The sequence below is a fragment of the Fibrella aquatilis genome, assembly GCF_017353255.1.
GTDB lineage: Bacteria > Bacteroidota > Bacteroidia > Cytophagales > Spirosomataceae > Fibrella > Fibrella aquatilis.
This window is the reverse complement of sequence record NZ_JAFMYU010000010.1, coordinates 1-26,797: the sequence shown is the minus strand read 5'-3', so window position 1 is coordinate 26,797 and position 26,797 is coordinate 1. Positions and strand designations below refer to the sequence as shown.

At 55.1% G+C, this 26,797-nt stretch carries 16 protein-coding genes; 6 read left to right on the top strand and 10 right to left on the bottom strand.

Annotated elements, in window-relative coordinates; genetic code table 11:
• Nucleotides 1-3: 3 nt before the first annotated feature.
• Nucleotides 4-510 carry a Rieske 2Fe-2S domain-containing protein gene (locus J2I48_RS13580; protein ID WP_207336008.1) on the bottom strand — a complete coding sequence of 169 codons (507 nt, stop codon included), beginning with the start codon at nucleotides 508-510 and terminating at the stop codon, nucleotides 4-6.
• A gap of 231 nt (nucleotides 511-741) precedes the next feature.
• On the opposite strand from J2I48_RS13580, the gene J2I48_RS13575 reads away from it, so the two are divergent.
• Nucleotides 742-5,985, top strand: coding sequence for a DUF11 domain-containing protein (locus tag J2I48_RS13575; protein ID WP_207336007.1), 5,244 nt, complete (start codon nucleotides 742-744; stop codon nucleotides 5,983-5,985).
• 9 nt (nucleotides 5,986-5,994) lie between these two features.
• On the opposite strand, the gene J2I48_RS13570 is transcribed toward J2I48_RS13575, so the two are convergent.
• Nucleotides 5,995-7,218 (bottom strand): BamA/TamA family outer membrane protein, encoded by a 1,224-nt coding sequence (locus J2I48_RS13570; RefSeq protein ID WP_207336006.1) that lies wholly within the window; start codon nucleotides 7,216-7,218, stop codon nucleotides 5,995-5,997.
• A gap of 227 nt (nucleotides 7,219-7,445) precedes the next feature.
• On the opposite strand from J2I48_RS13570, the gene J2I48_RS13565 reads away from it, so the two are divergent.
• Complete coding sequence (locus J2I48_RS13565; RefSeq protein ID WP_207336005.1) at nucleotides 7,446-8,546, top strand: hypothetical protein; 1,101 nt, start codon at nucleotides 7,446-7,448, stop codon at nucleotides 8,544-8,546.
• Between the two features lie 21 nt (nucleotides 8,547-8,567).
• Here J2I48_RS13565 and J2I48_RS13560 read toward each other — a convergent pair whose 3' ends face one another.
• The 3 genes from J2I48_RS13560 to J2I48_RS13550 form a co-directional block, all read right to left on the bottom strand.
• Nucleotides 8,568-9,968 (bottom strand): thioredoxin family protein, encoded by a 1,401-nt coding sequence (locus tag J2I48_RS13560; protein WP_207336004.1) that lies wholly within the window; start codon nucleotides 9,966-9,968, stop codon nucleotides 8,568-8,570.
• A gap of 73 nt (nucleotides 9,969-10,041) precedes the next feature.
• The gene (locus tag J2I48_RS13555) at nucleotides 10,042-11,463 is read right to left on the bottom strand and encodes a thioredoxin family protein (RefSeq protein ID WP_207336003.1); all 1,422 of its coding nucleotides are present in this window, start codon (nucleotides 11,461-11,463) and stop codon (nucleotides 10,042-10,044) included.
• Nucleotides 11,464-11,550: 87 nt separating this feature from the next.
• The gene (locus J2I48_RS13550; protein WP_207336002.1) at nucleotides 11,551-12,843 is read right to left on the bottom strand and encodes a thioredoxin fold domain-containing protein; all 1,293 of its coding nucleotides are present in this window, start codon (nucleotides 12,841-12,843) and stop codon (nucleotides 11,551-11,553) included.
• A 375-nt stretch (nucleotides 12,844-13,218) separates the two neighbouring features.
• Here J2I48_RS13550 and J2I48_RS13545 point away from each other — a divergent pair, with 375 nt between their 5' ends.
• The gene (locus J2I48_RS13545) at nucleotides 13,219-13,938 is read left to right on the top strand and encodes an alpha/beta hydrolase (RefSeq protein ID WP_229376235.1); all 720 of its coding nucleotides are present in this window, start codon (nucleotides 13,219-13,221) and stop codon (nucleotides 13,936-13,938) included.
• 225 nt (nucleotides 13,939-14,163) lie between these two features.
• Here the strand turns inward: J2I48_RS13545 and J2I48_RS13540 are convergent, their stop codons facing one another.
• On the bottom strand, nucleotides 14,164-14,601 hold the full coding sequence (locus tag J2I48_RS13540; protein ID WP_207336000.1) for a hypothetical protein: 438 nt from the start codon (nucleotides 14,599-14,601) through the stop codon (nucleotides 14,164-14,166).
• A 45-nt stretch (nucleotides 14,602-14,646) separates the two neighbouring features.
• On the bottom strand, nucleotides 14,647-15,477 hold the full coding sequence (locus J2I48_RS13535) for a hypothetical protein (RefSeq protein WP_207335999.1): 831 nt from the start codon (nucleotides 15,475-15,477) through the stop codon (nucleotides 14,647-14,649).
• Nucleotides 15,478-15,913: 436 nt separating this feature from the next.
• Here J2I48_RS13535 and J2I48_RS13530 point away from each other — a divergent pair, with 436 nt between their 5' ends.
• The 3 genes from J2I48_RS13530 (at nucleotide 15,914) to J2I48_RS13520 (ending at nucleotide 18,823) form a co-directional block, all read left to right on the top strand.
• Nucleotides 15,914-17,797 (top strand): ABC transporter ATP-binding protein, encoded by a 1,884-nt coding sequence (locus tag J2I48_RS13530; protein WP_207335998.1) that lies wholly within the window; start codon nucleotides 15,914-15,916, stop codon nucleotides 17,795-17,797.
• Nucleotides 17,798-17,803: 6 nt separating this feature from the next.
• The gene (locus J2I48_RS13525) at nucleotides 17,804-18,370 is read left to right on the top strand and encodes a Crp/Fnr family transcriptional regulator (RefSeq protein ID WP_207335997.1); all 567 of its coding nucleotides are present in this window, start codon (nucleotides 17,804-17,806) and stop codon (nucleotides 18,368-18,370) included.
• 81 nt (nucleotides 18,371-18,451) lie between these two features.
• Entirely contained in the window at nucleotides 18,452-18,823 is a 372-nt protein-coding gene (locus J2I48_RS13520; RefSeq protein WP_207335996.1) for a DoxX family protein, read from the top strand.
• On the opposite strand, the gene J2I48_RS13515 is transcribed toward J2I48_RS13520, so the two are convergent.
• The 3 genes from J2I48_RS13515 to J2I48_RS13505 form a co-directional block, all read right to left on the bottom strand.
• Nucleotides 18,812-21,169 (bottom strand): T9SS type B sorting domain-containing protein, encoded by a 2,358-nt coding sequence (locus J2I48_RS13515; protein ID WP_207335995.1) that lies wholly within the window; start codon nucleotides 21,167-21,169, stop codon nucleotides 18,812-18,814. The two genes, J2I48_RS13520 and J2I48_RS13515, sit on opposite strands and share 12 nt — an antisense overlap.
• Nucleotides 21,170-21,315: 146 nt before the next feature.
• Nucleotides 21,316-23,706, bottom strand: a complete 2,391-nt coding sequence (locus J2I48_RS13510; RefSeq protein ID WP_207335994.1) for a beta strand repeat-containing protein — start codon at nucleotides 23,704-23,706, stop codon at nucleotides 21,316-21,318.
• Between the two features lie 394 nt (nucleotides 23,707-24,100).
• The gene (locus J2I48_RS13505) at nucleotides 24,101-26,689 is read right to left on the bottom strand and encodes a TonB-dependent receptor (RefSeq protein ID WP_207335993.1); all 2,589 of its coding nucleotides are present in this window, start codon (nucleotides 26,687-26,689) and stop codon (nucleotides 24,101-24,103) included.
• Nucleotides 26,690-26,797: the final 108 nt, after the last annotated feature.

Sequence of the window (26,797 nt, the reverse complement as noted above, 5' to 3'; positions counted from 1 at the left end):
AGGTTAGTACACGACAAGGGTTTTGCCGTCGGAAATGGTTTTGTAAGCGGCAATACCCCGGCTACCGAGGCTGTTTTTTCCGGAACCGTCGAGGTTAAAACGGGCACCGTGGGCCGTGCAATAGAACTCGTTGACGTTATAGACAACCTGCTTTTTGGGTTCGTGGCTACAGGTCTGCGTTACGGCGGCATATACTCCCGCCGATGTCTGCGCCACCACAATGCTGCTCTTCACCAGATAGCCCCCCACCGACCGTAGGGCCGCATTGGTACTGCTGGTGAGGTCGATGGTGAGCAGCGGATTTTTGATGCCCAGCACGTCGGCGGTGGTGCCGGTGCTGCTGACGGGGCCAGCCACCGTGGCCGACACCGGCCCGCCGCTGGTGGTGCCGTCTTTAGCCAGCGTGAGGGCATCAACGTAGGTGTCTTCTGGTTTTACGCACGAGGCCATCACGGCCATCAGCGCGGCCCCCCGGAATCCCATAGCTTTCAGAAAGTGATAGCGGTTCATTCGTAATCTGGATTTGCGTGTCTGGGTCAATAACGAACTTGACCTCTTCAATAATACGCACAAATAGGGCGGGGCGTTGCTACGTAGTTGGAAAACACTGCTTACTCTAGTAATTGAGTATATTGAATGTAAATTTTTAATGATTGTAGTTGTATATACTTGATTGTTTATCTGACGATAAGACGGTAGCTTGTCACCCTAATTCTATTCTTAAGAACGTAGCTACCATTTATGCACTTTTCTATTAGTATGTGGCTGTTTATCAGCCTGTTTGCCTATTTGCCTGGTACTGCCCCTGCGCAGACCGGCCCCACCTCCAGCACCTTCATCGACCCTCGCGACACGCTCCGTCGGCAACTGGAAGACGAAAAGCGCCGCACCCTTGACCCGTTGCTGGGTACCGTCCCCTACGAACGCTTGACCGCCGCCCGCGAGAAAATCCTGAAAGACCGGCGTCAGGGCGTGATCTCCCAAGCTGGCATTCCGGGCGTAACCTGGCAGGAACGTGGTCCAAACAACTTCAGCGGTCGTATTCGCACGGCCATTTTCGACCTGAGCGATGCCGCCCGCAAGCGCGTCTGGGCGGGTACGTTGTCGAGTGGCCTGTGGCAAACCAACGACATTACCGACCCCAACGCTACCTGGACACCCCTCAGCGATACCTGGGAAAACACGGTAGTCACGGCCATCGCCGCCGACCCGTCGAACCCGCAGATTGTTTACGTAGCCACCGGCGACTGGTACGGCAATAAACCAGGCGGCGGTATCTGGAAAACAACCACGGGCGGCACCAACTGGACGCGCCTGAGCAGTACCATCCCCATTAACACCGGCAGCTACCCATCGTTGGGTCGGGCGTTTAATTACGTGCAGCGGTTGGTGGTAACCAGCAGCGGACAGGTATTTGCCGCTACCCAATATGGCGTGGTGCGGTCGGCCGACGGGGGTAGTACTTGGCAATTTGCGCTGTCGCCCAACATGGGTGTTGGCTTTGGCACATCCACCGGGCAGTATTATAATGACTTTGTCAATGACCTGGAAGTGGCCAGCGACGGTATTCTTTACGCCAGTTTCAACCCTGGCCGGGTATTTAAATCGACCAGCACAGCCGGCACTTCCTGGACCGAAATAACCCCTGCCACGGGCGGTGAGCGCACGGAATTGGCCGTATCACTCGCTACAAGCGGAGCCGGACAGGTGCTATACGCCGTGGCAAGAGCGTATAACAACGTAAACTATAACCAGGACATCAAGTGGTTCAAAAAAAGCGTAAACGCGGGCGTTTCCTGGATTGATGTGGCTATACCAGTTCCCTACCCTAATGCTTACTTCACGGTTGGTAATGGCTACGTTAATATGGACATCACGGCGCACCCAACTGACCCGAATATAATTTATGCGGGTGGTGGCTATGGCCTCTTCCGGAGCGTTGACAACGGGGCAGCCTGGACTATGCTAACCGAAACACCAACTAACAATTTTCTGTATAACCAGACTGGACTACAATGTACACCGGGAGGAACTGGCTTCATTAATACGTCTGATAGAGGCATTTTTTGGTCAGCCGACGGGGCCAATGCAGCCGTGGCAACACCTACCATTGTATCTAGAACAACTGGATTCAAGGCTGGCGAGGCTTACACTGTAGCCCTGAAAGGCAGCCCAGGCAGCAACTACTTCATGGCGAATGTACAGCCGGAAGGAATTATCACGATGACTGCACCTAACGGCAGCACCGGAACGAGCAATGGAACGCTCTGGGGAACAGGCAGCACCAACACGCCTTATATTGACACCAACGAACCGCGCATTCAGATCTTTTCCGGCTACAACTCGGTCAACGTCTATGATGGAGCGAATTACCAGCAGATCTTCACCATCAACAACAGCCCGTTTACCGCCGACTACGACAGTCAGGCTAATACGCTGTATACCTACGATTATGTAAACAGCCAGCACATCATTCGCCGCACCACGGGCATTGGCACCTCGCCAACGAATGCTACGATGGTGTTGACGGGGGTTACGGACCAACTGAGCTACCTCAAACTGGGCACCGACCGCACTGCCTTGTTTGCCGGTAGTACGGCAGGGGCGTTGTATAAACTGACCAATCTGGCCCAGTCCACGCCCACCCTGGTGCGGATTGATAATGGCGTGTTTGGCCAGGGGACAATATCGTGCATCGACGTGGGAGCCACCGACAGCGAACTGCTGGTGACACTTTCAAACTACGGAATGCAGTCAGTCTGGTACACGACCGACGGCGGCGACTCCTGGGTGGGTAAAGACCAAATCAATTACGGCCTGCCCGACGTGCCCGTTCGTACGGCAATGTTCAACCCCCAAAACCGACAGCAGGTGTTGCTGGGTACTGACTTAGGCATCTGGTCAACCACCACTATTCAGGCTGGTAATCCTGGCTGGGGTCTGATGAACGGGGCGTTGCCGCCCATTCGGGTAAATCAACTCCGCTACCGCGCCTCTGACGGACGCATTGCCGCCGCCACCGTTGGACGGGGCATCTGGACAACCGATGCCTTTGCTATTCCCTACACACTGCCCACCGTGGCTATTACGGCGCTTTCCAACACATCGCTATGTGCAAGTAGCACCCTGGCTGTGTCGTTCAACACGACCGGTACGTTTGGGGCGAGTAATCAATTTGAGGTCTGGCTCTCTGACGCGTCGGGAAGTTTTGCCAATCAGCGCAAACTGGGTTCAGGCACCAGTAGCCCCATATCTGTAACCTTACCCATCACTTTTAATGCGTTGCCATACGGGACTAACTATCAGCTAAAATTGCTGGCCACCGACCCCGACATATTGAGCGAGGCCAGCATGCCAATGGCCATCGGCGACATGACGGGTGCCAACGTCGTTGACCGCAATAATAACTCAGGTGGTTGGACTATTTGTGTGGGAAGTCAGGCGACGCTGTCGCTTAAAGCCCGCACCTATTACAACAACAATACACCTGCCGAACGCTACCAGTGGACCAAAGACGGTGTGTTGATAAGCGGTGCCACAAGTGCTTCGTATACGGCTACACAGGCAGGTGTGTATGCGGGCAGTGTGGTCCAGGCAGGTTGTACTCAGATAGCCTACTCGTATAACCTGGGTTTTGCCAATTCACCCAGCGCGGTGATCTCTCCGTCCAGTTATGAACAAGTGCAGTGTACAAGCCAATTTGTGAACCTTTCTGCTATGTATGCGGGTGATAACGCTGCCTATCAATGGAGCAAAGATGGTGTTATTATTCCCAGTGCCACTCAACTAACGTACTCCTTAAATCAGAGCGGACGGTATGGCCTGCTGATTCGTGACCAAGCATGTACCCTACAAACCAGTACACTTGATTATCAGTTTGGCACATCCATAGTAGCGGCGATCTATTTCTACACGCCTAGTGATTCGCTCATCTGTACGGGATATACTACGGAGGCCACTATGTATGTGGGTAATTCTGGCAAGTACAGCGCCTTCCAATGGTATAGAAATGGCGTGCTCATTCCGGGCGCTACTAATTACTACTATTACGCACCGGGTCCGGGTGCTTATTCAGCGTTGGTGAAACAAGGCACCTGTCAAACGTTTACCAACACACTCACGCGCGCCTATGCCACCCAAATCCCCGTAAGCATCCGGTATCTCGGCGGTAATAGCTTGTGCACCGGAGAAAGCCGGACGCTTTATGCGCAGTCTGCCTCGAATTCTTCGTTTCGCTGGCAGCTAAATGGGGTTGACATTCCAGGGGCAACGTCCTCACAATATACGGTGGTGAGCAGCGGCACGTATAGCGTCCGGGATTCAATTGGCCGGGTTTGTGGAGCCGTATCTGATCCCATGTCGTTTACGTTCAGTAACGCTATTCAACCCAAATTGGTAGCTTCGGGCAACAACGTCACCGAAATCTGTTCGCCAACTTCACTTTTTCACGCTGAATATTATTACGGAATTAGCACCTTATCAGGCTATACCTATCAATGGCAGCAGGACGGTGTTGACCTAAGCGGCGCTACGAATCCTTCGCTGTATGTGGCCACAACGGGTTTATACAAAGTTCGCATCACTAACGGAGCTTGTTCAGGGTTGTCTAAAGGCATCTACATCAGAATAGGCAGTAATCCCAAGCCACTGATAAATTACGAAACGTTGGAAAAATGTGCCAATAACGCCATACAGCTAAGGTATAACTATGGCTACAGTTCGATTCAGTGGAAACGAAATGGCGTACTGATTCCCGATGCAACACAGGGTATCCACTATGCTACCCAGTCGGGTCGGTATTCTGTTGGGGTTGTCAACGGTTGCACCGGCGAATCAGACCCTGTTGGTATAAAGATTGGGGAGCCTGTGGCGGCGACGATTGCGGGGGCGGGGCTGGTGAGCGCGGGGCAAACGGCCCTGCTGCCCATCTCGTTTTCGGGACCGGCCCCCTGGTCATTTACGCTTAGCAACGGGCAGTCGGCCACGGCTATTACCCAGAACCCGTACCTGATGCCCGTGTCGCCAACGGCCACCACTACCTACGCTATTTCGTCGGTGGTCAATGCCTGTGGCACGGGCACTACGGCGGGCAGCGCGGTGGTAACCGTAGGCACGGGTAACGCCGACGTGTCGTTGGGCATGGCCGTCAGCACCCGCACACCCAGGGTGGGCGACGTGGTGAGCTATTCGCTGAACGTAACCAACGCCGGGCCGACAGACGCCGCCGGTTTGCAACTCCAGAGCCTGCTGCCAGCGGGGGTATCGTTTCTGGATGCCCCGTCGCCGGGGGTTACGCATAGCAACGGCCTGGTAAGCGTGGCGGCAGGGTCGGTGCCTGCGGGTACGACCAGCTCGTTTGTGTTCCGGGCCACGATCACCGCGCCGGGCACACTGGCCACCGCCGCCCAGATCACCGCCTCGCAAACTCCCGACCCCGACAGTCAGCCCAACTCCGGCACCGGCGACGGGCAGGACGATGCCGCCCAGGCAGACCTCCGCACCGCCGACCAAAGTGGTCCCTTTGTGGTGTCGGCCAACCCAAACCAGGTGCCACTGCCCAAACTGCGGGGTAATCAACCACCCGTAAGCCCGTCGGCGGTAGAGCTTAGTCTGCAGATGGACCTCGACAAACTGGTGGCCAACGTAACGCAGCAGGAGGTGGTTACGGCCACGCTCACCGTACGCAATCGGGGCGGGATACCCGCTACGGGCGTGGTGGTGCAGGTACTGTTGCCCAACGGCGTACCCATGCCTGCGGCGCAAACAGGCTGGCAGGCGGTGAATGCCCAAACCCTAAACGGTTATCTGAACACCATTCCGGCAGGCGGCTCGGCTACGCTGAAACTGCTCTGGCGTCCGGCAGGGGAGGGGGTACTGAAAGCCCAGATCCTCGACGTGATTGAAACGCCCTACGCCTCAACCCCCGGCAACGGCTACGTGCTGGGTGAAAAAGACGACGTACAGGCGAGGATTAGGGTGAGGTGAGTTCAAGGTTTAAAACACTTCGTTCAAATTAAAATACAACCCACTAGATCCGCCCGCACCAATGGCATAGTCAATGGCCATGTTGGTGCGGGCGTTCTTGTTGACCTTCACCCGAATGCCGCCACCGACGCCCGGCCAGACCACAATACCGTGGGTGGGGGTAATAATGTCGATGGGAGTTGCCGAACTGCCGCGCCAGTCGGTTACGGTCTGGGCGTTGGCAAAGAACACCGCGCCCAACAGGCCGTTGGTGGTAAGCTGGGTGCGGTATTCAGCTTCGGCGTAGTAAAAGCCCGTGCCCCGGAAACGCCCCAGCGTGTAGCCCCGGCCCGTGTTGCCGAAGGTGTCCCAACTGGTGGCGGGCAGGTCGAGGTAGGGGGCCGCGCCGCCAAACGTAACCCAGTCGAAGGCCCAAAAAGCCAGCTGCTTTTCCAGCCGACCACCCAGCGGCACATACCGGCGGTAGTCGAACCAAAGGGCTTGCCAGTTGCTGCTACCCCCCAGGGCCTGGGTGAAATAGCGGTACTGGACCATCAGGTAAGAGCCGCCCGTGGGGTTGTTGGGGTTGCCCCGCCGGTCGCGCAGCAGGCCCACCGCCACCCCCGACGATGTTGACGCGGCGGTGCGTCCATACCGATCAAAATCGGTGGGAAGGCCGTCGGCGGCCACGTTGTCTATATCGAAGTGGCGGTCGTAGAGGAAACCCGTGCCCAGCATGTAGTCGTGGCTGATGGCGGTGTAAACGGTCTGGTGAAACCGGATATGGTTATACGTCACGTCGCTGGCGTTAGCCAGTTGTGTATGACTGCCCAGCCCAAACGTGACAGTGGGGAAATTATGGAAGCGGTAATCGCCCTGAATGTTGAACCGGTGGCCCCGCGTCCAGATGTTGCTCAGCGCCGACACAAACGTCTGGTTATACTGCGAATAGCCCACGTAAAGCTGAGCTGTTGACAGGCGGGTACGGGGCGTGTTTTTCGGATAAAACGTGCTGGTCAGAATGCCCCCAATGGCAAAACCCGTGGCGGGGCCGTAGTTTAATGAAGGCAGAATAGCCCACTGCGGTTTGTTGGGGTGCGACGAGTCGGCCCCCGGCACCAGTTTGACACGAAACCACCGCTGCCCCAAGTCCGAGAGGTCCAACTGCGCCGGGCGCGTGCTGTCGGCGGCAGTTTGCCCCCGCGCCGCGTGGCACAGCATCAAAAGCAACAGTAGGGGTAAACGGTATGGCATGCGTTACGCTATATAGTCAACTCGGTTAACTAGTTGCTACGCCGAATGATTCAGCCCCGTTGCAACAATTGTGTGAACGGACAGAAACCGCTCTACCCTAAATAAGCACATAATCAGCTACAGCGGCGTGCCAAGCTGAGCGTTGGTCCGGTTTAATCCATTGATACTGAATTTTATAGCTGTTCAATAAATAATGCCCGATGAGGCTGAGTGTTACCTATAATTTTATGCAAAACCCTCAACGCGCTATGGCCTATGTACTGTTTTGCCTGACCATGCTATGCTACATCGGCCTAGCGATGCTGACTGCTTCCAAGCCTACTCTTGTAGGTGATGGGGGCATGGGATACGGGCTGGGCTTGGGGTTTTTGGGGCTTAGTCTGGCCATCAGCAGTCTCGCCTTAACCATTTTTCTGTTGGCCAAGGGTCATTTCCACTGGATGGCCGGTAGCCCTGAAGCACGCATTGGCCTAGCCCTGTTAGCTTGGCTCTGCATGGTGCTTACTGTCTTTTTTTGTGCTGCGTTTAAGTGGGAGTGGCATAGCGACGGCGACACATACCCTGAGTTTTTGCATTGGTTAGCCGTTAACCACGGGCAAATCTGGTTGCCATTGCTGTGGCTGACGACCTGCTTCTTGTCCATCAACAGTGCATTGACGGCAAACTTGCCCCCTAGTACCCCGAAAGGTATTTTTTATACTAGTCTGGTGCTGAGCGGCGTATACAGCGCGGGCCTGCTAATTGGCTTCCTGCGCGATTCGGCCCAAACCGCCAGCCGGACCATGGCCGAAGAACAGCAGCGAAGTGACACCTGGCACCAAAAAGTGCTGGACGACATTGCCGCCCACAAACCCACCGACTCTATCTACGGCCTGTTGAGCCAGACCACGCAGGTACGCCCCGCCGACACGCGGGCGGCGGCAGTGGCCAAAGTCAAAAGCCACCCCAGCTGGGAAACGGATTTGCTGACCCTGCTGAAGACCAAACAGTCGTACCGCGAGGTGTATTATTTCCTGGACGGCAACGCTCTGGAACACCCCCAACAGTTTGTCGAGCCACTGAAGCAGAGCATGGTATGGCTGGCCGACGACATCCGCGCCAACATCACCGACAGCAACAACCTGCAACATTGGAGCTTCGATATGTATGGTATCGACAACCTGCTACGGGGTATCGACGGGCAGTTTCCAGACAAAAGCAGCGAGTTTGAGCCGAACGTGGTTCGGCTCAAACTCGCCCTCAGTACCACCCCGCCTGAACGCTTCAAGGGCATACGCTTTACAGCAGCCGACGCCGTAGATGCGTGGCTCGACAAACATGGCCACTAATGGTTTTCTCCAAAACCCCGGCTATTTTTTCTGTAGCTCGGCCAGGGCTTTTTCGTAATCGGCGGGGTCTTCGCCAGCGGCTTTGGCTTTGGTAAGTGCCTCTTGCTCCATAGTTATGGCCTCCGATTTGCGACCCGCTTTGCCCAGTAACTGGGCGTGGGTGTCGAGCAGGGCGGGCTTACGGTCTAGCTCCACCATCCGCGTTGACCAGACAAGTGCCTGCTTGATGTCGGCGGGGTCGGTCATTTTCTCGAAATAAGTCCACGCCAGGCTATTCAGCTTACCTGACACCTGCTGCGTCTCGATGGTCTTCATCATGGCGGCGTAGCGCGTAAAATTAGGGCTGGCCTTCACCGAATCAGGTACCAATTTGGCCTCGTCCATAAACCGCTGGAAAGTGGCGGCATCTCTGGCCTTCAGCGAATCGGTCGATATGGCCAGTAGCTTGTTACCAACAACGGTGGCGAGTTCGCGGTATTTGGGCAGGTTTTTGGTTCGCAAATAAAAACTCAGCTTGCTGTCGTTGGTCATTGTTTGCTGGTCGGCGGCAGAAATAGGTTTTCCCGACATAGTGGCGCGCAGTTTCAGGGTGTTGGCAATGGCGGTTTCCAACTCAGCTTCGGTCTTGGCCTGTCGCTCGTCGCGCCCCGCTGCCTGGCTTACCGCCTGCATAATGGTCTGTGCCGTTTTCATCCGCGATTTGTCCATACGGATGGTTTTAACTTCGGCAAGCAGCGGTTCAAACGCCCGCGACCGGGCCGTAGTCAGGTTGCCTGCTACGGCGTCGATGTTGGCGGCGCTGGTCCATTCGGCCTGGGGAACGGCGGTCAGAAACGCTTCCAGGGCTTCGGGGCTGGGCATACCAATCTGCGCCCGTTTGGCCAGGTAAGCCCGCAGGAAATCGGCGTCGCGTTTGCCCCCTTCAAACTGCTTATCCATCATCGATACCGGGTTGGGGTCTTTGGCAGCGGCAATGGCTTTGTCGGCTTCGGTCATCATGCCTGGAATACCGCTATAGCCCACTACCCGGTAAATCAGGTCGCCATCGCCCGATACGTAGAGCGAGGTGGGGTAGGCCGTTACGGCGTATTTTTTGGCCACGTCGATACCCTCGCCTTTCTCGGCGTCGATCTGGTAGCTGATGAAATTAGCGTTGAATTTCTCGCCCACTTTCTGGTCGGGAAAAGCCTGCTTGGCCATCAGTTTACAGGGACCGCACCAGGTAGTGAAGATGTCGACAAAGACGGGCTTGTTTTGCTTTTTGGCTTCGGCTAGTACTGCTGGCCAAGAGCCTTTAAAGAACTGAATACCAGTAGGTTCGTCGGCAGAGAAGGGCGTTGCAGCGCGGGTGAGCAGGGTAGTACAGACAAGGGCAAGCAGCAGAAGCAGCCGCCCGGAGTGGAAAAGGGAATGGGTTTTCATCGTGCTAGTTAGTTAAGGAGTTAATAGGTAAACGCAGCTATTTAAATGACCACTAAACGAATGACAAAATGAGTTACTTCGTTTGCCATTCGGTCAGTACTTTCTCGTAGACCGTTATGTCGTCGCCTCCTGTTTTGGCCTTGTCAAGAGCTTCTTTCTCGGTCGTAATGGCTTCGGCTTTGCGGCCCAACCGGTGCAGTAAATGGGCGTAGGTGTCTAAAAACATTGGTGCACGGTCTAGTTCTACCGAGCGCCCCGACCACGCCAGGGCCTGTTTCAGTTCGGCAGGCGTGGCGTCTTTTCGGTCGTAACAAGCCCAGGCATAGTTGTTTAGCTGCATGGCCACTTTCCGCGATTCGGCCTTTTTCATGCCTTCGACGTACTTCCTGAACAGCTCGTTGCTTTTGACCGAATCGGGCATGGCGGCGGTTTGTTTCAGGGCCAGTTGGTAGGCGGCGTTGTCTTTGGCCGTCAGCGTATCGGCAGGAATGCTCATCAGCCGTTTGGTGTCTTCAGCCACCATAGCCTGGTATTTACCCATGTTCCTGGTCTGTTGGTAGAAACGCATCCGGTACATCCTGTCGGTTTCGGCGGGGTCTTCGCGACTACCGATCTGCATGGGTAAGGCCGTCGTCATTCGTTTCCGGTTGGCCAGCATGGTGTTGAGCAGCGCCTCGTCGTTTTGCTTCACCGCCAGGTTATAATCTTTTTCCAGCGAACTGAACAGCCCGTTCACCAGCGGTTGAGCCACTGCCCGCCGCGCCGGATTCATCACCACGTCGGGGGCGTTTTTCAGCAGCACGTCGAACCCCTTCGAGGTGGCCGTGGTGAGGTTGCCGCCAATGACAGTCAGGTTCTTATCGGTCGACCACTCCGATTCGGGCACGGCATCGAGGTAGGCCGTCAGCACGTCGGGCCGGGGCATACCCACGTGGGTGAGTTTGGTAAGGTAGCTGGCCAGAAAATCAGCATCGCGTTTACCGGCGGCATACTGCTTATCCATCACTGAAATAGGCATGGGATCTTTGGCCGCCGTAATGGCTTTGTCGGCCTCATCCAGGAAGTGTTTGACGTTACCGTAGCCCGTGGACCGGTGCACCAGATCACCGGTTGCCGATACGTACAGCACGGTGGGATAGCTATCTACGGCATATTGCTTGGCCAGGGCGATGCCTTCCCCTTTTTCGGCGTCGATCTGGTAGCTGATGAAGTTAGCGTTGAATTTTTCGCCCACGGCCTTGTCTGGAAACGCCTCTTTGGCCATCAGTTTGCAGGGGCCGCACCAGGTAGTGTAGACATCGACAAAGATGGGCTTGTTCTGTTTTTTTGCCTCGTTCAGCAAAGCCGACCAGGTGCCTTTGAAAAAACGGATGCCTGCTGTTGTATCAGCTGCTACGGCAACGGTTGGCCGTTTCGCATAAGCAACGGAAGTGCTGGTGAAACAGGCTAACGCTAGGACCACGCGTAGTGCCTGGGTACGTATAAAGGTGTTCATGGTTGTTGATTGTGGATGGGTTTTGCCTATGTAAGTAGCTGATACTGTAACGGCTGTGATTAACTAATTGTATAGTTATTGGCGAATTTATTTTTGACCTAGCTGGTGGAGCACTTGCGCGTGGGTGTCGAGGTTTGCGGGTGAAGCCACGAGTTCAACAGCACGTGCCGACCAGATCAGAGCCTGGTTCAGATCGGCGGGACTGGTCATACGCAGGAGGAGATAGGCAGCGGCCAGTTTGTGCAACCGCTGAGCGTAATGCTGCGAATCTTGCATATGCTTCGTACGTTCTGCCACAAGGCGGGCGGCAGTAATTTTTCCCGTTTCAGACTGGTCTTTGTAGTCGATGGGCTGTCGAAAATCAGCGTCAATTGCCTGCCGTAATCCCTCGGTGGCAGTCATGGCCTGCACACCAACGAGGAGTGCCAGTTCACGGTATTTGGCTTCGTTTTTGGTGCGTCCATAAAAGCTCATCCGTTTGCCCATGTCTTGCTGAGCCTGTTCGTCTGCCGAATGTGACTTGCCCGACAGTTGGTCGATGCGGTGCCCGATGGCGATAACCCGTTCCAGGTCGGCGGGTGTTTTGGCCATTTCCCACTCACGTTCAACCACGCGGTTGGCTGTGGTCAGCGCGTAGAAAATCAGGTTCGATTGCCGTGGGTCGCGTTTGGCCTGTTCGGCGGTGGTCAGGAGCCAATCGAAGGTGGGCAGGCGGGCCGTTTCGCTGTTGCTGGCAATCAGACGAACGTTTTTGGGTAAGGCCCAGTCTGCTTTCGAGACGTGTTGGAGATACGCCTCCAGAGCGGCTTCGTTGGGTAGGCCGAGGTACGCCCGTTTGTCTAAATAGGCCCTTAGGAACTCAGCATTGCGCTTTCCCGCCAAAAACTCGCTGTCCCAAACCGCAATTGTTCTGGGATTGCGGGCTGTTTCGAGCGTAATGGCTGCGTCGGTGAGCAACCCTTTTGCCCCGGAATTGCCCAGGCTGCGATGCAGTAAGACTCCGTCTTCCGACAGAAAAAGCAGCGTTGGGTAGGCTGTTACGGCATACTGTTTCACCAATGCCGGGCCGTCAGCATCGGCGATGGTCAGGATGTAGCTAATAAACGAGGTACCATATGTTCGCCCCACTGCCGGGTCGGAAAAGGCTTCTTTTTCCAGCGTTTGGCAGGGTTGGCACTCACTCCGCTGAATGGCAACAAAGATGGATTTATGTCGTGCTTTGGCCTCGGCCAGTATTGTTTTCCACGGTCCTTTCACAAACGGAATATCACCCGGCATAGTACCGTCGGCAGGTAGAGCGGGGTAGCTTACGCAGGTAATCAGATAGCCAGTCAACACCCATACAAGGCGCTGAGTACGTAGAAAAGGCTTGGTTTTCATGTACTGTGAGTATGCTTGTGTATTATCCGAAAAGATACTGGTTTCAGGATATTTCCATAAAATCTGTCGATTTAATTTATTTATCGACCCGGCTATATCATCGGCTATACGATAGTAATGGCCTGGCAGACCGCTTTATTTGCTACCTAGAATAGTTTTCAGCGTTTAAGCCATGTGGCTATTGACAGGTTGCTGCTGATTTTTCTTCGTCGAAAGCGTCAAGCTGTATCGTTGCCGTCTCACACTGTGTTTGGTAAGTAGTTGATAATCAAGATTATGAATTTAAAAGTCTGGTTTGTTCTTCCCTTTTTACTGTCAATAACCTTCACGCTCGTGGCTGGGCACGTCGACACCGTTCAGGTGGCTAGTCCAGCTATGAACAGAACCGTCAAGTGCGTGGTCATCACCCCCGACCGCTACGCCTCGGCCCCCGCCGACCGCTTTCCGGTGGTATATCTGCTGCATGGATTTGGGGGGAGCCACCGCGACTGGATCGGCAACCTCCCCGAACTAGCCACTTACGCCGACCGCTATGGCATCATCATTGCCTGCCCCGACGCGCAAAACAGCTGGTACCTCGACAGCCCAATTAACCCGGTCATGCGTTATGAGACGTTTATGACCACCGAACTGATCCCCTACCTCGACACCCAGTACCGCACCCTGGCCGACCGGCAGCACCGGGCTATCACGGGCTTATCTATGGGTGGACACGGTGCCCTGTACCTGGCCGTGCGCCACCGCGACCTGTACAGTCAGGCCGGGAGCCTGAGTGGCGGGGTCGATTTCAGGCCGTTTCCCGGCAACTGGGAGATCAAGGGGTTGCTGGGCGAAGAGCCTGCCAATCAGGCGGTTTGGGATAAAAACGTGGTCATCAACGTGATCGAATCATTACAAACCGGCGAACTCCGCCTGATGATAGACTGCGGCACCGACGACTTTTTCACGACCGTAAACCGGAACCTACACCAGAAGCTGTTGCAACGAAACATCGCCCACGACTACGTAGAGCGCCCCGGTGGCCACACCTGGGACTATTGGCGCAACAACATAGAGTCGCACCTGCTCTTCTTCCGCAACGGCTTCCCGCGATAGGAATGGGTGAACATATACCCAGTGCAGTCCATCTCTCATCTTGGGCGATTTGCTACAATGCACCCGCCCGATACAGCAAATTATCCATGTGTTCCGTCACTGTACCGTTGTGCCCGATCTGGCGCAGCTCACGGCCCGTGCCGTCATCCTGCATCTGGATGGTCTGCCCGTTGGTGAAGCTAATCAGCCGGGGTCTGTTCAGGTAGGTGTAATCGTGGTTTCAATTCAGGGCTTACTAAATCTATATTCTGTAATGAGAGACCCCGTTCCTTTATCTAATGTATATAACCACCTCACTTTACGTCTTACGTTTACTATTAAATACTTATGTGTTTTAGAAATAGGTTGGTAGTCAACACTTAAAATCCATTTAGGATATGCAGGTTGCCAGTTCAGAACTATATTACTAAATTGATACTGTTTACCATTTGCTTTAATACGTAAATTAGCTTTTCTTTTGAAAAGACTGTCTGGGATAAAAAAACCGGTATCATCTACGTTTAATTTTATTTCTTCTCCATTTACAGTTACTGTAACTACCCGTAGTTTATCTGCCGAAGGAAGGATGTTTTCAATGTGAAAATATAACGATATCTTAACGTTTTGAGCTATTCCTTTAGTTAGGGTGAAGCTCAACAGTAGAGTCAAAAATTGAATTTTCATTGTTTGCTGACAATAGTCGGGGGCTTAGTCATTTTAACAAAAATTTTACTGACAACTGTACTCATAATCGTACACACCAATCAGACCCGGATTTTCGGCAAATTGCCAGTTGCTACCAGAGTACTCAGTATCCACCTGAACCTGCCGGACTACCCGCCCGTTGGTATCATAAGTGTAGATAAAATCCTGCTTATACACCGGACCCTCCTTATAAAAAGGGCTACCCGATGCATTCGTTGTTATAGAGGACACTAAATTTTTGCTACCAACACCCTCAAACTGGAAGATATAGGGTAAGGCCAGGCGGGTTAAATCATAAGTGGCTACACGGTATATCTTGCCTGCCTCCAAGGGCATCATAGAATAAGTTTTGTTATTGTCTACCCAGCGCGAGGGTTCCATGTTTTTGACTCCCTTGTATAGCATCACATGGCCTTGCTCATCAAATATGCTACGATCATCAAAGCCGTGCCTGTTTAGCGGAATTGTATCTAATACAATTTGTGTGTCGAGTCCGTCCTTGCTAGCGTTGACTCGTCTCGTGTAAAGCTTAGTGGCTGTATACATATACACAACCGTTGAGTAGCCACCCCATGTAAAGCTCTCTTGTTTTATGACCCTGCCGTCTGCATCGTAAGTATATTTATATTCCACCCATGTGTACAAATCGTACGATTTGTTTCCTGCCATTAACTTTTCGTACCCTACTTTAGGACCGCTGATGTAGATGGTTTTGTAGGCCGTTTTCACAATCCGGCAAGCGGGTACAGGTTGAGTAATGACCGGCTCTATATCTACGTCTACCTTATCATGACAGGCTATGCCAGCAAACAATACGGCAAGCAGCAAGAGGCTGGCGGTGAGGGAGTAGCGCATCGGCTTGACAAAGTTTGGCGTTGAGTTGGGAGTAGTGGTGGCAGACACATTTTCTGCCTGTCAGATAACGTTTGAAAGGTAGAAAAAAAAAGATTAGTAGACAAAATGTCTTGCCAAGTACCTATTAAATGGTTACAAACAAAGAGTTACTGCTATATAAATTATATTCATTATTTATTTTATATCGTTGATTATCAGTTAGTTAAATTGTTATATAAGTACAAACTCAGCCTCCATACGGTACATATTAAGCAGATACCTATGTATGTATAGTTTTGCTCTTGGCTTTGCGTGATGCCCTTGTTCAGTGGTCGGATCAGTAGTGGCTTCGTGAAAAAACGCAGGCCCCTATACGTTGGTGCCTATATCGGGTAATGCGTAGTAAGGGAAACAGAGCCGCTGAACCAATACCCGGCGTGGCTTGTCTTTTTTATAGATGACGCCAACAACAATACGTCCGCAGGTGCCGCCTAGCGGGGCCGTGCCGACGGAGAAAAAAGATGCCCTTTCGGATCAGCTTAGCTGGCGCGACCGCTTTGCCGCGCTGGGCAACCTGCCCGCCTTTTTCCGGCTGGTCTGGGAGACCTCACCGCCTCTTTTCGTGGGCGATGCGCTGCTGCGGCTGGTGCAGGCGGCCATTCCGGCGGCTTCGCTCTACATCGGCAAACTCATTATTGATCAGGTGGTTAGCCTGACTAAAGCGGGCGGTAGCACCACCGATACGATGCTGCTCTGGCAACTGGTGGCGGCTGAATTTGGGCTGGCCATCCTCTCAACGGCCATTGGCCGGGCTATCTCGCTCATGGACGGCCTGCTGGGTGATAAATTTGCCAACGCCACGTCGATCCGCCTGATGGAACACGCCGCCGAGCTGGACCTGGAGCAGTTTGAAGATGCCACGTTCTACGATAAGCTCGAACGGGCACGCCGCCAAACGTCGGGTCGAACGGTGCTGCTGACGGGTGTGTTCGGGCAGGTGCAGCAATTGATCTCGGTGGGCTTTCTGGCGGCGGGGCTGGCGGTGTATAACCCGTGGCTGTTGTTGCTGATTGCCGTGGCCGTAACTCCCTCGTTCATCGGCGACAATTACTTCAACAAGAAAAGCTATTCATTATCAAGAAGTTGGACGCCCGAACGCCGCGAACTGGACTACCTCCGCTACGTGGGTGCCAGCGACGAAACGGCTAAAGAGGTGAAGATCTTCGGCCTGTCGGGCTTCCTCATCGACCGGTTTCGAGTGCTGTCGAACGAGTATCTGGGTAAGAATCAGGCCATTGCCATGAGTCGGGCAGCCTGGGGTACGCTGCTGACGGTGCTGGGCACGGCGGGCTACTACGGGGCCTACGTCTGGATTGTGCAGCGGGCCGTAACGGGGCAGATTTCGCTGGGCGACCTCACGTTTCTGGCGGGGTCGTTCCGGCAGGTCAGGGGGTCGCTGGAGGGGATTTTGTTGCAGTTCAGCAGCCTCACGCAGGAGGCCATCTATTTGCAGGATCTGTTCGATTATTTCGCCATCAAGCCGCTCATTCACTCGCCCAAAACGCCGCTGCCGTTTCCACGCCCGGTGCGCGAGGGGTTCACGTTCGAGAATGTTGGGTTCAAGTACACGAACTCCGAACGGTGGGCCTTGCGGGGCTTGTCGTTCACGCTGAAACCCGGCGAAAAACTGGCCCTCGTGGGCGAAAACGGGGCCGGCAAAACCACGCTCGTGAAACTCCTGGCCCGCCTCTACGACCCCGCCGAAGGCCGCATTCTCCTCGACGGCCACGACATACGCAACTATAACCTGGACGACCTGCGGCGTAACATCGGCGTGATTTTCCAGGATTACATCCGCTTTAAAATGTCGGCGGGTACCAACATTGCCGTGGGTGATATTGACGAACGGACCAACCAACCCCGCATCGAGAATTCGGCGCAGCGTAGCCTGGCCGATTCGGTCATTGCCAAACTGCCCGACGGCTATCAGCAGCAGCTGGGCAAGAGCTTCAACAAAGGCGTGGAGCTGTCGGGCGGGGAGTGGCAGAAGGTGGCGCTGGGGCGGGCCTACATGCGTGATGCGCAGTTGATTATATTAGACGAACCCACCGCCGCCCTCGACGCCCGCGCCGAGTATGAGGTCTTCCAGCGGTTCAACGCCCTCACGGAAGGCAAGTCGTCGGTGATTATTTCGCACCGGTTCAGTACTGTCCGCATGGCCAACCGCATCCTGGTGCTGGAAGGTGGTCGCCTGGTCGAAATCGGTTCACACGAGGAGCTTCTGGCCCAAAACGGCCGCTACGCCGAACTGTTTGCGTTGCAAGCAAGGGGGTATCAGTAAGGTTTTATGCAAAACTCCTTCATCACCGCCCTTACCCACTTCTCGCCGCTTTCGGAGGCGAGTCAGCAGGCGTTGGCTGCGGTGTCGCGGCGGTTGGTTTTGGAGAAGGGCCACGTGCTGGTGAACGCGGGTATGGTGAGCGACTACATCTATTTTATTGAGCAAGGCCTTTCGCGGACGTACTACCTGAAAGAAGGCCGGGAAGTGACCGACTGGCTCAGTGCCGACGGCGAAATAGCAGGGTCTATTGTCAGCTTCATCAGTCGCCAACCCGACCAACGGATTGTGCAATTGTTAGAGCCGTCGGTGGTGTGGGCGGTATCATACGGGTCATTAGAAACGCTCTATGCCCACCATCACGACCTTGAACGGCTGGGTCGGTTGCTGGTGAGTCATGGCCTCTTGCAACTACAGCACCGGTTCGACGCCCTGCACATGGCTTCTGCCCTAGAGCGCTACCAGGGGTTGCTGGCCAACAGACCCGCGCTGATACAACGGGTGCCGCTGGGCATGCTGGCTTCCTATCTGGGCATCACGTCTGAAACGCTCAGTCGGATTCGTGCGCAGGTCTAATTTTTTGACAATTGTCAAAGGATTGCGACGCGGCGGGCAGGATTTTCACGGCATAAAACAAACCGCGAAAATAACCCTGCTATGAACACGATCCTCTGGCTGGTTCAGGTGTTGCTGAGCCTCGAATTTGGTTATTCAGGCGTTATGAAAGCTACCCAGTCAGCCCCGAAACTGGTGGCTATGGGACAGACTGGCGTAGAGCACCTGCCGCTGCCGCTCATTCGGTTTATCGGCCTGGCGGAACTGGTCGGCGTGGTGGGGCTGCTACTGCCGGGCTTAGTACACCGGCTGCTTTGGCTCACGCCACTGGCCGCAGGCTGTCTGGGCCTGATCATGATCCCGGCGGGCATTATCCATTACCAGCGCGGCGAGTACAAAACGATCTGGATCAACGTGATCACCCTGGCGCTATGCCTGCTGGTGGTTTATGGGCGTTATGAACTACCGCGCTAGTAATAGCCGACCCTGCATAGCGGGCAGGCGGGGGTCGGGGCGGATGATGTACGTGTACACACCGTCGGGTAGGTCGGTGCCGCTTTGGCGACCGTCGAAGGCAGGCTGATCAGAGCCTGTGCCGTGGAACACCACCGTGCCCCAGCGGTTCACGACCGTAATATCTACGTTGGGGAAAGCCGCCAGATTCATCACGGTCCATAAGTCATTTTGCCCGTCGCCGTTGGGGGTAAAGACATCGGGTGCAAACAGGCGGTTGACCACGTCAATCCGTATAGAATCGGTGGCGGTGCAGCCCCCGGCATTCGCCACCCAAAGCGTGTAGGTAATTGAGTTTTGAATGTTATCTATCTGTGCCACAGCTGTTTGACTGTCTATCAAAAACGTAGAGGGTGACCATTGGAACCGCACCGGATTGCCCGTCAGCACAGGTTCCAGCGCCAGCGAATTACCCCGGAACGTGAGCAGTTCATCGGGCAGGTTGATGGCAGGAATGGGGTAGACAATAGCCGTTTGGCGGGCCATCACGGCGGCGCATTCGGGGGCGGGGCGGAGGCTGTAGGTGAGCGTGAACGACCCCACGCCCGCGCTGGCCGGCGAGAAGACGTTGGCCGCTGTGCCCGGCCCGGCGTAGGTGCCGCTGTCGGGATGCCCAACCAGGGTGAACGGGGCGGCTTTAGGTCCGCAAAACGGCGGCAGGCTGTCGAGGCTGGGCGAGACTGGGGCCACTGCGCTGAGGGTGAGGGGCGGTGCAGCGGCCCGGCAGCCGTTGGCATCGGTCACGGTAAGGCTATATACGCCCACTAGTTTGGTGGTGTAGCCGGTGCCGGTCTGGGCATTTAGCACCTGCCCGTTTTGTGCCCATCGGTACAGTATGCCCCCGTCGCCCAGCAGCGGCAGCGAATCGCCGGGGCAGATTCGGTTTTGCCCGCTGCCCGACCGCAGGGTGGCCAATACGGCCGGGGCGCGGGTTAGCGAGATCGAGTCGCTGCGTACCTGACAACCCAGTGTGCGGTGGGTCAGCACGGCGCGGTATAGACCGGGCTGGCTGGTGAGTAGTGAATCGCCCACCTGCCCCGCCAGCGATTGCCCGTTGCGGAACCACTGATACGTTACATCGGGAATGGTTGAGACGTGCAATTCGGCCGAGCCGTCGGTAGCGCACAACTGCCCCGCCGATGTGATAGATGGTTTGGTATTCAGTGAATTAACGGTGAGACTCTGTGCGCTGCCTACTTTGGCACAGGCATTTTTCAGCGATACCTGCACCGTATACTCGCCCTGGTCGCGCACGGTGAGGCTGCTGCTGGTGGCGTTGGTGAGGTTAATGCCGTTGCGTTGCCATTGGTAATTCCAGTTGGGGTCGGGTGTGGCCGACAGCACCGCCGACTCGCCGGGGCAGAGCGTGGTTTTGGTGGCTGTGGCTGTTGAGTTTATGATCTGCGCGGCCGGGTCGGGGGTTTGCGCGGGCGGACAATCGACTACCAGAAACTGGAAATCGCGCCGCACCTCGCCAATTTTTTGCCCGTTTCGGTACTCCTCAATTTGTACGGCAAAGACAAACAAGCCCAGTTGCGAGGCCGTTAGCGAGAGCTGCCCGGTTTGGGGGTTCACACTCAGAGCGGGCGATCCTGGTATGGCGTTGGTGGCCGAAAACCCTGCCGCAAAGCCCACGGTAGGGTAGGGGCCGGGGGCGGTGGTGTTGCCATTGACGGCATTAAACGGAGGCGCCATGCTGTAACGAAGCTCGTCGCCGTCGGGGTCGGTACCACCAAACGAATAAGTAAAGGGTTCGCCCAGGCACACGTATTCGCCGTTGACGGGTGTAAACTGCGGCGACGAGTTATTGAGGTATTTACCCGTAATGTTCAGCGGCGGAAATTCGAGATAGAACGTGAATCCCGTCTGTAGCGGATTGGTGAGGTTATTGATGCCGCCGTTGCGGTTACGCGTTTGGTAGGATAGGTAATACCCTTGTGGATCAGTGTATTGCGCGGGCGACAGCTGAATGTCGGCGGTAAACGTGGCCGTGATATACTTTAGGTTGCGCTGAGTGGAGCAGAACGAGTTGGCATAAATGATAGACGACCGCTGCCCCGACTCGTAGGCCGTGAAGGTGGCCATTTGCCCGTTGTCACGCTTGCGATAGATACCCAGCGGGGCATTCGTAACGGTGCTGGCCCGGACGTTGTCTTCGAGGTAGTTGGTAACGGTAATTCTGAAATGACCCGGTACGTCGCCCACGGCACGCATCTCCAACTGCCCGCCCACCTGGTGCGTTGCCCATGCTGCCAACGGACCAAGCAGACTAAAGACCAGTAAGAGCGGGTAGACTAGTTTAGTCATACGTCTGTAAGCGGCGCGGATGGCTAATTTACTTCCGGGATACAACGCAGAAAAGGGCACTGCCGCCTCAACAAGTTGTTGTGCAGTAGTGCCCTTTCTACGCGTTTACCCAGCCCAATCGTTGCGGCGGCCGGGCCATCTACCCGTTAATTGTTGCTCTGCGTAATGGTCGAGCTGTTGCCAATACCCACCTGCTGCACGTTGGCAAGCTGCCCTGGCCCACCTGTGGCACTTGTCTGGCTGATAGTCAGGGTGTTATTATCGCCAAACTGTTTGGCAATATTGTCGAAACTATACCCACCGCCAGTGACACCCTGCACTTTGTTCAAATCGCCGGTCTGGCTGATGTCTACCGTGTTGGTGTTGCCCGTTGTCCACATGCGCGTTTGGTTGTTGCTGCCCCGCTGTTTAATCGTGGCGGTATTGCCATCGGCAGCGGCACTGCTACCCGAATAACCTAACCAGTCACCTTGGTAGAGAAATGCGTAGTTGGTAGACCCGGTGGTCATCTGATCGATGGTGGCCTTGTTATTGCTGCCTTTGAGTTGGTACAGTTCAGCCTGGTTGCTGGCCCCCCCCTGCATGATCGTAGCCGTTGATCCAGTCTGATTGAGACCCTGCAAGAGCAGTGCCGTACCATTAGTACCACTCTGGGTTACGGTACCCGTATTACCGGTGGCTCCGCCGCTGCCGCCTATTAAGGCAAAGACATCACCCTGATACATAGTTGCCGCATTGCCACTGCCGCTCTGGGTTAAGGTCGCTTTGTTGTTTTCGCTGACGTTGTTCTGGATGATCGTACCTGTCTGATTTGTACCCGACTGCGTGGCATAGGCTTTATTGTTTTTGCTGAAACCTGCGCTGCCACCATCCTGAGTGACCATAACCGTCTGATTAGTGCCCGACTGATCTACGTCGGCCAGGTTGCCGAGGCTGTTGTTGCTCTGGCTGATAGTGGCTTCGTGGTCATCGCCCGATCCGGCAGTAGAACCCACCTGCTTAGCCTTTGCCTCGTTGCCATTGCTATTGCCCAATGCCCCGGCGTTCTGGTTGATGGTAGCCAGGTGACCTTTACCCGTGCCCTGCTGGTCAACGGTGATTTTGTTGTTTTGGCTGCTATTCCCCCCCGATGTAGCCTGACCGTTCTGGTTCGTCTGCGCATTATGGCCATCGCCGTCCTGCGTTACCGTAACCGTGTTAGTAGAGCTGTTCGTGTTCTGGTTCAGGTCAGCGTTGTTGCCGCCGCTGTTCATCGAGTTTTTCTGGGTCAGCGTGGCTTTGTTAGACGAACTGCCGTTGTTCTGGTTAATCGTAGCGTAGTTGTCGTTGGCCGATTGCGTCACGGTTATCTCGTTGTTGCCGGAACTGCCCAACGCCCCGCCCGATTGTGAGGCATCCAGGTTCTGGTTGTCGTCTTTCTGGTCAACGGTCGTCTTGTTATAATAACTGCTGCCCCCGGCTGCGCCATTCTGCTTCAACGTGACATCGTGATTTACACCGTCCTGAGTAATAGTCGCCTGGTTGTTGTAGCTGGCATCGTTGGGTGTGCCCCCGTTTTGCTCTACATAGGCTTCATTGTAACCGGCCCCCGACGAGTTCTTCTGAACAATCGTGGTTTGGTTCTCATCGCTGTGCGCAATCTGGTCGATGGTGGCCCGGTTATCCTGCTCCGACTGCGTAATGGTGGCTTGGTTGTCGCGTGAGTGGTAGTTAGCGTTGGCATTCTGCCGAACGCGGGCGTATTGGCTTGCTCCCGACTGGTTGAGGGTCGCCTGGTTGTTATAGCTGTCTTCGCCGTTCCCCGCGTTCTGCTGCACAATGGCCTCCTGGTTAGTACCTAGTTGCTGTACCCGCGCTTTGTTGTTGTAGCTCTGGCCCGCCGTAGTACCGTCACCGTCCTGGTTTACCGTGGCTTTGTTGTTGTTGCTGGCTGTTCCAAGCGCGCCTGCCCCCGTGTAGCCCTGAAATACATCAGCTCTGTTACCATCGCTGTTGTTGCTCTGGCTGATGGTGGTGTTGCTGTTGTTGTTGCCATTCTGCCAGATCTCGCCAAAGTTGTTGCTACTCAGGTTGTTCTGGTCAATTTGAATCCCTACGTTGCTGCTACCCTTTTGCGATATGCCCGCAAAATTACCGTTAGGCTGAGGGGTATTGAGGTTACCTGGGGGCGACGTTGTTCCGCCACCGCTGATGCCCAGCGCGCCGCCGTTCTGATTGGTGGTGGCCACGTTGCCGCTGCCTCCACTTTGCGTAATGCCCGACCGGTTACGCTGCGACCCGTTGGCCCCAACTCCGTTCTGGTTGATGGTCGCCGTGTTAGCCGCCGACCCCGTTTGGCTGGTGTAGCCTACGTTGCCGTAATTGACGGCACTACCTCCGCCTTTGTTCTGGTTGATGGTGGATGTTTGCAATGATCCCACCTGGATTTGGGTGGCCGACTGGGCGTTACCATTTTGGTTGAGTGTGGCCGTGTTCTGTGCGAACGAGGCGGCGGCGAAGGCCACTAGGGCAACGCCGGAAAGGACAATTTTTTTCATGTGGAAACAGTATTTTTTCCACAAAGGATGATACACTAATATGGCATCGCAAGCACCAGCGCGATAAATATATTAAGCGAAATCTTACTTATTTGTATGTGAAACTCGTGCAAAAATCTCTATCTGACGGTTAATACTTATGAGTATCTATTCATTGACTAATACGAACACAATAGTAGATCAAAAATTACAAAAGAGTTTACTCTTGTGTCATTTTGACGCTGTTTGTCATACGGTAGCAGAGGCGGCAGGGCTTCTCTATAACCAGTCTATGCCTGATAAATTGAGTACCTAAAACCGTAGAAAACTGGTTTTAGGTACAAAGAACAGGCCAAGAAATAAACTGAACGGTAGTAAAACACTAGGTACTTAGCGCAGCGTAATGACCAATGACCTACTGCTCTTCCTCCTGTTGACCACCACCGTTATTTTTCTTCCGCTTGCGGGGTTCAAAGGTCATTTTGCCAATGCGGTAGTTAAGCGTCAGCTTGATGTTCTGGTTGTAGAGGTGGTTCACGCCCGTTTGTTGTAGCGTGGGCGAGGCAAACGTGGAGGTCATCACCACCCCGCCAACGAAGTTTTCGGCGGCCAGGCCAATGCTGCCCAGCTTGTTGGCGAAGTCGTGGCGCACGCCCAGCGAGTACATATACATGCCCCCCTGCTGCCCCTGCAATTGCACCCGTGGGCCGCTGTAGAACGCGTTGGCCTGTGCACCCCAGCCTTTGCCCAGCGTGAGTTGGGTCATCAGCCGCCCGCCAATGATGAGGCCCGCGTTGGTCTGCGTCACCGACCGCCCGTCGAGGCCCGCTACCAATCCCTGCAAGGTGCGGTAGTAGAGGTCGATGCCCCCGTTGACGCTCCACTTCTGGGTGAACTGGATGTTGCCAAACACGTTGCCGCCCAGTGTACGCTCGTAGCCAATGTTGCTGAACGTGGTGATGATGCCCCCCGGAATGGTGTCGTTGGTGGTGCGTACCTGCGTGATCTCGTTGTTGGTCTGCCGCCCGAAAACACTGAAATTCAAATAGGTTTTCTTGATCGTAGTGCTTAGGCCAAGCTCCAGGTTATCCGTCAGTTCAGGGCTGAGCGACGGATTGCCCCGGCTGATGTTCTGGGGGTTCGAGGCGTTCACGTTCGGGTTTAGCTGCTGCAAACCAGGCCGCTGAATCCGGCGGTTGTAGCCCGCTTTCAGCGTGGTACTCTTGCTGATGGGTTTCGACAAATTGATGCTGGGCACCAGGTTGCCATAGTCCGGAATGGGCAGCAGCTGTCCGTTGGTGCCGTAGGCCGTGATGTTGGTGTGTTCATAGCGGGCACCCACTTTCAGGGTGTACTTGCTCCGGCTGGCGTAGGTGTAGGAGAGGTACGCCGCCTGAATGCCCTGCTGGTAATCGAGCGAACCCGACGGGCTACTGGGATCGGTCAGGAAGGTGTTGCTGTTGCCCGTGGCGTAGAGGTAGTTAAACTGGCTGTTCACCTGCCGCATGGTCAGCTTGCCGCCCATTTCGATCAACTGCCGCGTACCCAGGGGAGTTTGGTAGTCGGCCTGGAAAATCAGTTCCTGGTTGGTGTTGTTGTTATTGTTTTGCTGTTTCCGCAGAATCTCATTACCCCGGTTCAGCAGGTTGGCCGTGAAATCGTTGGTCACATTGGCATGGCTAATCTGCGCCGACAGGCTCAATTCCTGCTGGGGTTTGTAGGTATGCAGGTAGTCGATGCTGGCGTCAACACTGTTCGACAGGTTTTTGATGGCCACGTCGCGGTTGGTGCTGCTGGTATAGAGGCTATTGAGGAAGAAATCAGTGAGTTGCTGTTGCTGCTGCACGAAATTCCGCGTACCAAGCCGCACGTTGGCACTGATCGACTCGTTGGGTTTCAGGTCGTAATCGCCGCCCAGGGTGTAGGTGCCAAACAGGGGGTGGTCGCTCGAACTGGCCTGCTGTAAACTCTGCTGCGTACCGGCGGTGGTCTGGGTGGTCTGGTCCAGTGTAGAGGCCGACCGGTTGTACATGGCCCGCCCGAAAGCGCCCATCGTAAGGCCCAGTTTACCCTGCCGATACGACCCGTTTAGCCCCAGGTTCGACCCCCGCGTGCCGCCGCCAATGTCGCCGTTGATGGTGATGCCGTGGAGGGTGTTTTTCTTCGTGATGATGTTAATGATCCCGGCTGACCCTTCGGCGTCGTACTTGGCCGAGGGGCTGGTGATTACTTCCACGCTCTTGATCATGTCGGCGGGGAGTTGTTTGAGGGCATCGGCCACGCTGGCGGCCACAATGGTGCTGGGCTTGTTATTGATCAGCACCCGGATGTTGCTACTGCCGCGCAGGCTCACGTTACCGTCGAGGTCGATAGACAGCAGGGGTACTTTTTTCAGAATGTCGGAGGCATCGCCGCCGCGGGCGGTAAGGTCTTTTTCGGCGTTATACACCAGCCGGTCCACTTTTTCTTCAATCATGGCCCGCTGCCCCGTCACGGTCACTTCGCCCAGCTGCCGCACGTCGGGGGCCAGGATAACCGCACCCAGGTTGATGTCGCTTTTGTTTTCCAGTTTGATAGGGGCTGAGGTACGGGTCTGGTAGCCAATAAATGAGTACTGGATTTTATAGTCGCCGGCGGGCAGGTTCTTGAGCGAAAAACGACCGCGCCCATCGCTCACGCTGCCGTCTACGGGTTTGCCCGTGGCTACGCTGAGCAGGGCCACGGTAGCGTATTCAACGGGCTGCCCCGTGGTCGAGTCGGTGAGTACACCCGCCAGTTTGGCGTTGCCTTTGGGACCTTCGGGGGCATCTACGCCGGGAATAAATTCCTTCTTCTTTTTCTCGTCCTGCCCACGCCGGTCGCCACCGGGTCCGCCAAAACCACCGGGACCACCCGGCCCGCCGAAACCGCCCCCACCGCCACCGGGAGGACCAAACTGAGCCTGTGATAGAACTGGGAGCAGCAGTAGTCCCGTGAAAAGAAAAATGTGTACGAAGCGGTTCATAGTCAGCGAGTTGTAGAATTGACGCTGGCAAAGGTGACGCCCCCCATTTTATGATAAAAACAAGTGTAGAGACAAAAGCGGTATGTGTCGATGAAGAAGGGAGTAAAG

Bases quoted from the DNA above. Each gene is read 5' to 3' on its own strand.
- J2I48_RS13580 (WP_207336008.1), bottom strand. From the start codon at position 510: ATGAACCGCTATCACTTTCTGAAAGCTATGGGATTCCGGGGGGCCGCG.
- J2I48_RS13575 (WP_207336007.1), top strand. From the start codon at position 742: ATGCACTTTTCTATTAGTATGTGGCTGTTTATCAGCCTGTTTGCCTAT.
- J2I48_RS13570 (WP_207336006.1), bottom strand. From the start codon at position 7,218: ATGCCATACCGTTTACCCCTACTGTTGCTTTTGATGCTGTGCCACGCG.
- J2I48_RS13565 (WP_207336005.1), top strand. From the start codon at position 7,446: ATGCAAAACCCTCAACGCGCTATGGCCTATGTACTGTTTTGCCTGACC.
- J2I48_RS13560 (WP_207336004.1), bottom strand. From the start codon at position 9,968: ATGAAAACCCATTCCCTTTTCCACTCCGGGCGGCTGCTTCTGCTGCTT.
- J2I48_RS13555 (WP_207336003.1), bottom strand. From the start codon at position 11,463: ATGAACACCTTTATACGTACCCAGGCACTACGCGTGGTCCTAGCGTTA.
- J2I48_RS13550 (WP_207336002.1), bottom strand. From the start codon at position 12,843: ATGAAAACCAAGCCTTTTCTACGTACTCAGCGCCTTGTATGGGTGTTG.
- J2I48_RS13545 (WP_229376235.1), top strand. From the start codon at position 13,219: ATGAACAGAACCGTCAAGTGCGTGGTCATCACCCCCGACCGCTACGCC.
- J2I48_RS13540 (WP_207336000.1), bottom strand. From the start codon at position 14,601: ATGAAAATTCAATTTTTGACTCTACTGTTGAGCTTCACCCTAACTAAA.
- J2I48_RS13535 (WP_207335999.1), bottom strand. From the start codon at position 15,477: ATGCGCTACTCCCTCACCGCCAGCCTCTTGCTGCTTGCCGTATTGTTT.
- J2I48_RS13530 (WP_207335998.1), top strand. From the start codon at position 15,914: ATGACGCCAACAACAATACGTCCGCAGGTGCCGCCTAGCGGGGCCGTG.
- J2I48_RS13525 (WP_207335997.1), top strand. From the start codon at position 17,804: ATGCAAAACTCCTTCATCACCGCCCTTACCCACTTCTCGCCGCTTTCG.
- J2I48_RS13520 (WP_207335996.1), top strand. From the start codon at position 18,452: ATGAACACGATCCTCTGGCTGGTTCAGGTGTTGCTGAGCCTCGAATTT.
- J2I48_RS13515 (WP_207335995.1), bottom strand. From the start codon at position 21,169: ATGACTAAACTAGTCTACCCGCTCTTACTGGTCTTTAGTCTGCTTGGT.
- J2I48_RS13510 (WP_207335994.1), bottom strand. From the start codon at position 23,706: ATGAAAAAAATTGTCCTTTCCGGCGTTGCCCTAGTGGCCTTCGCCGCC.
- J2I48_RS13505 (WP_207335993.1), bottom strand. From the start codon at position 26,689: ATGAACCGCTTCGTACACATTTTTCTTTTCACGGGACTACTGCTGCTC.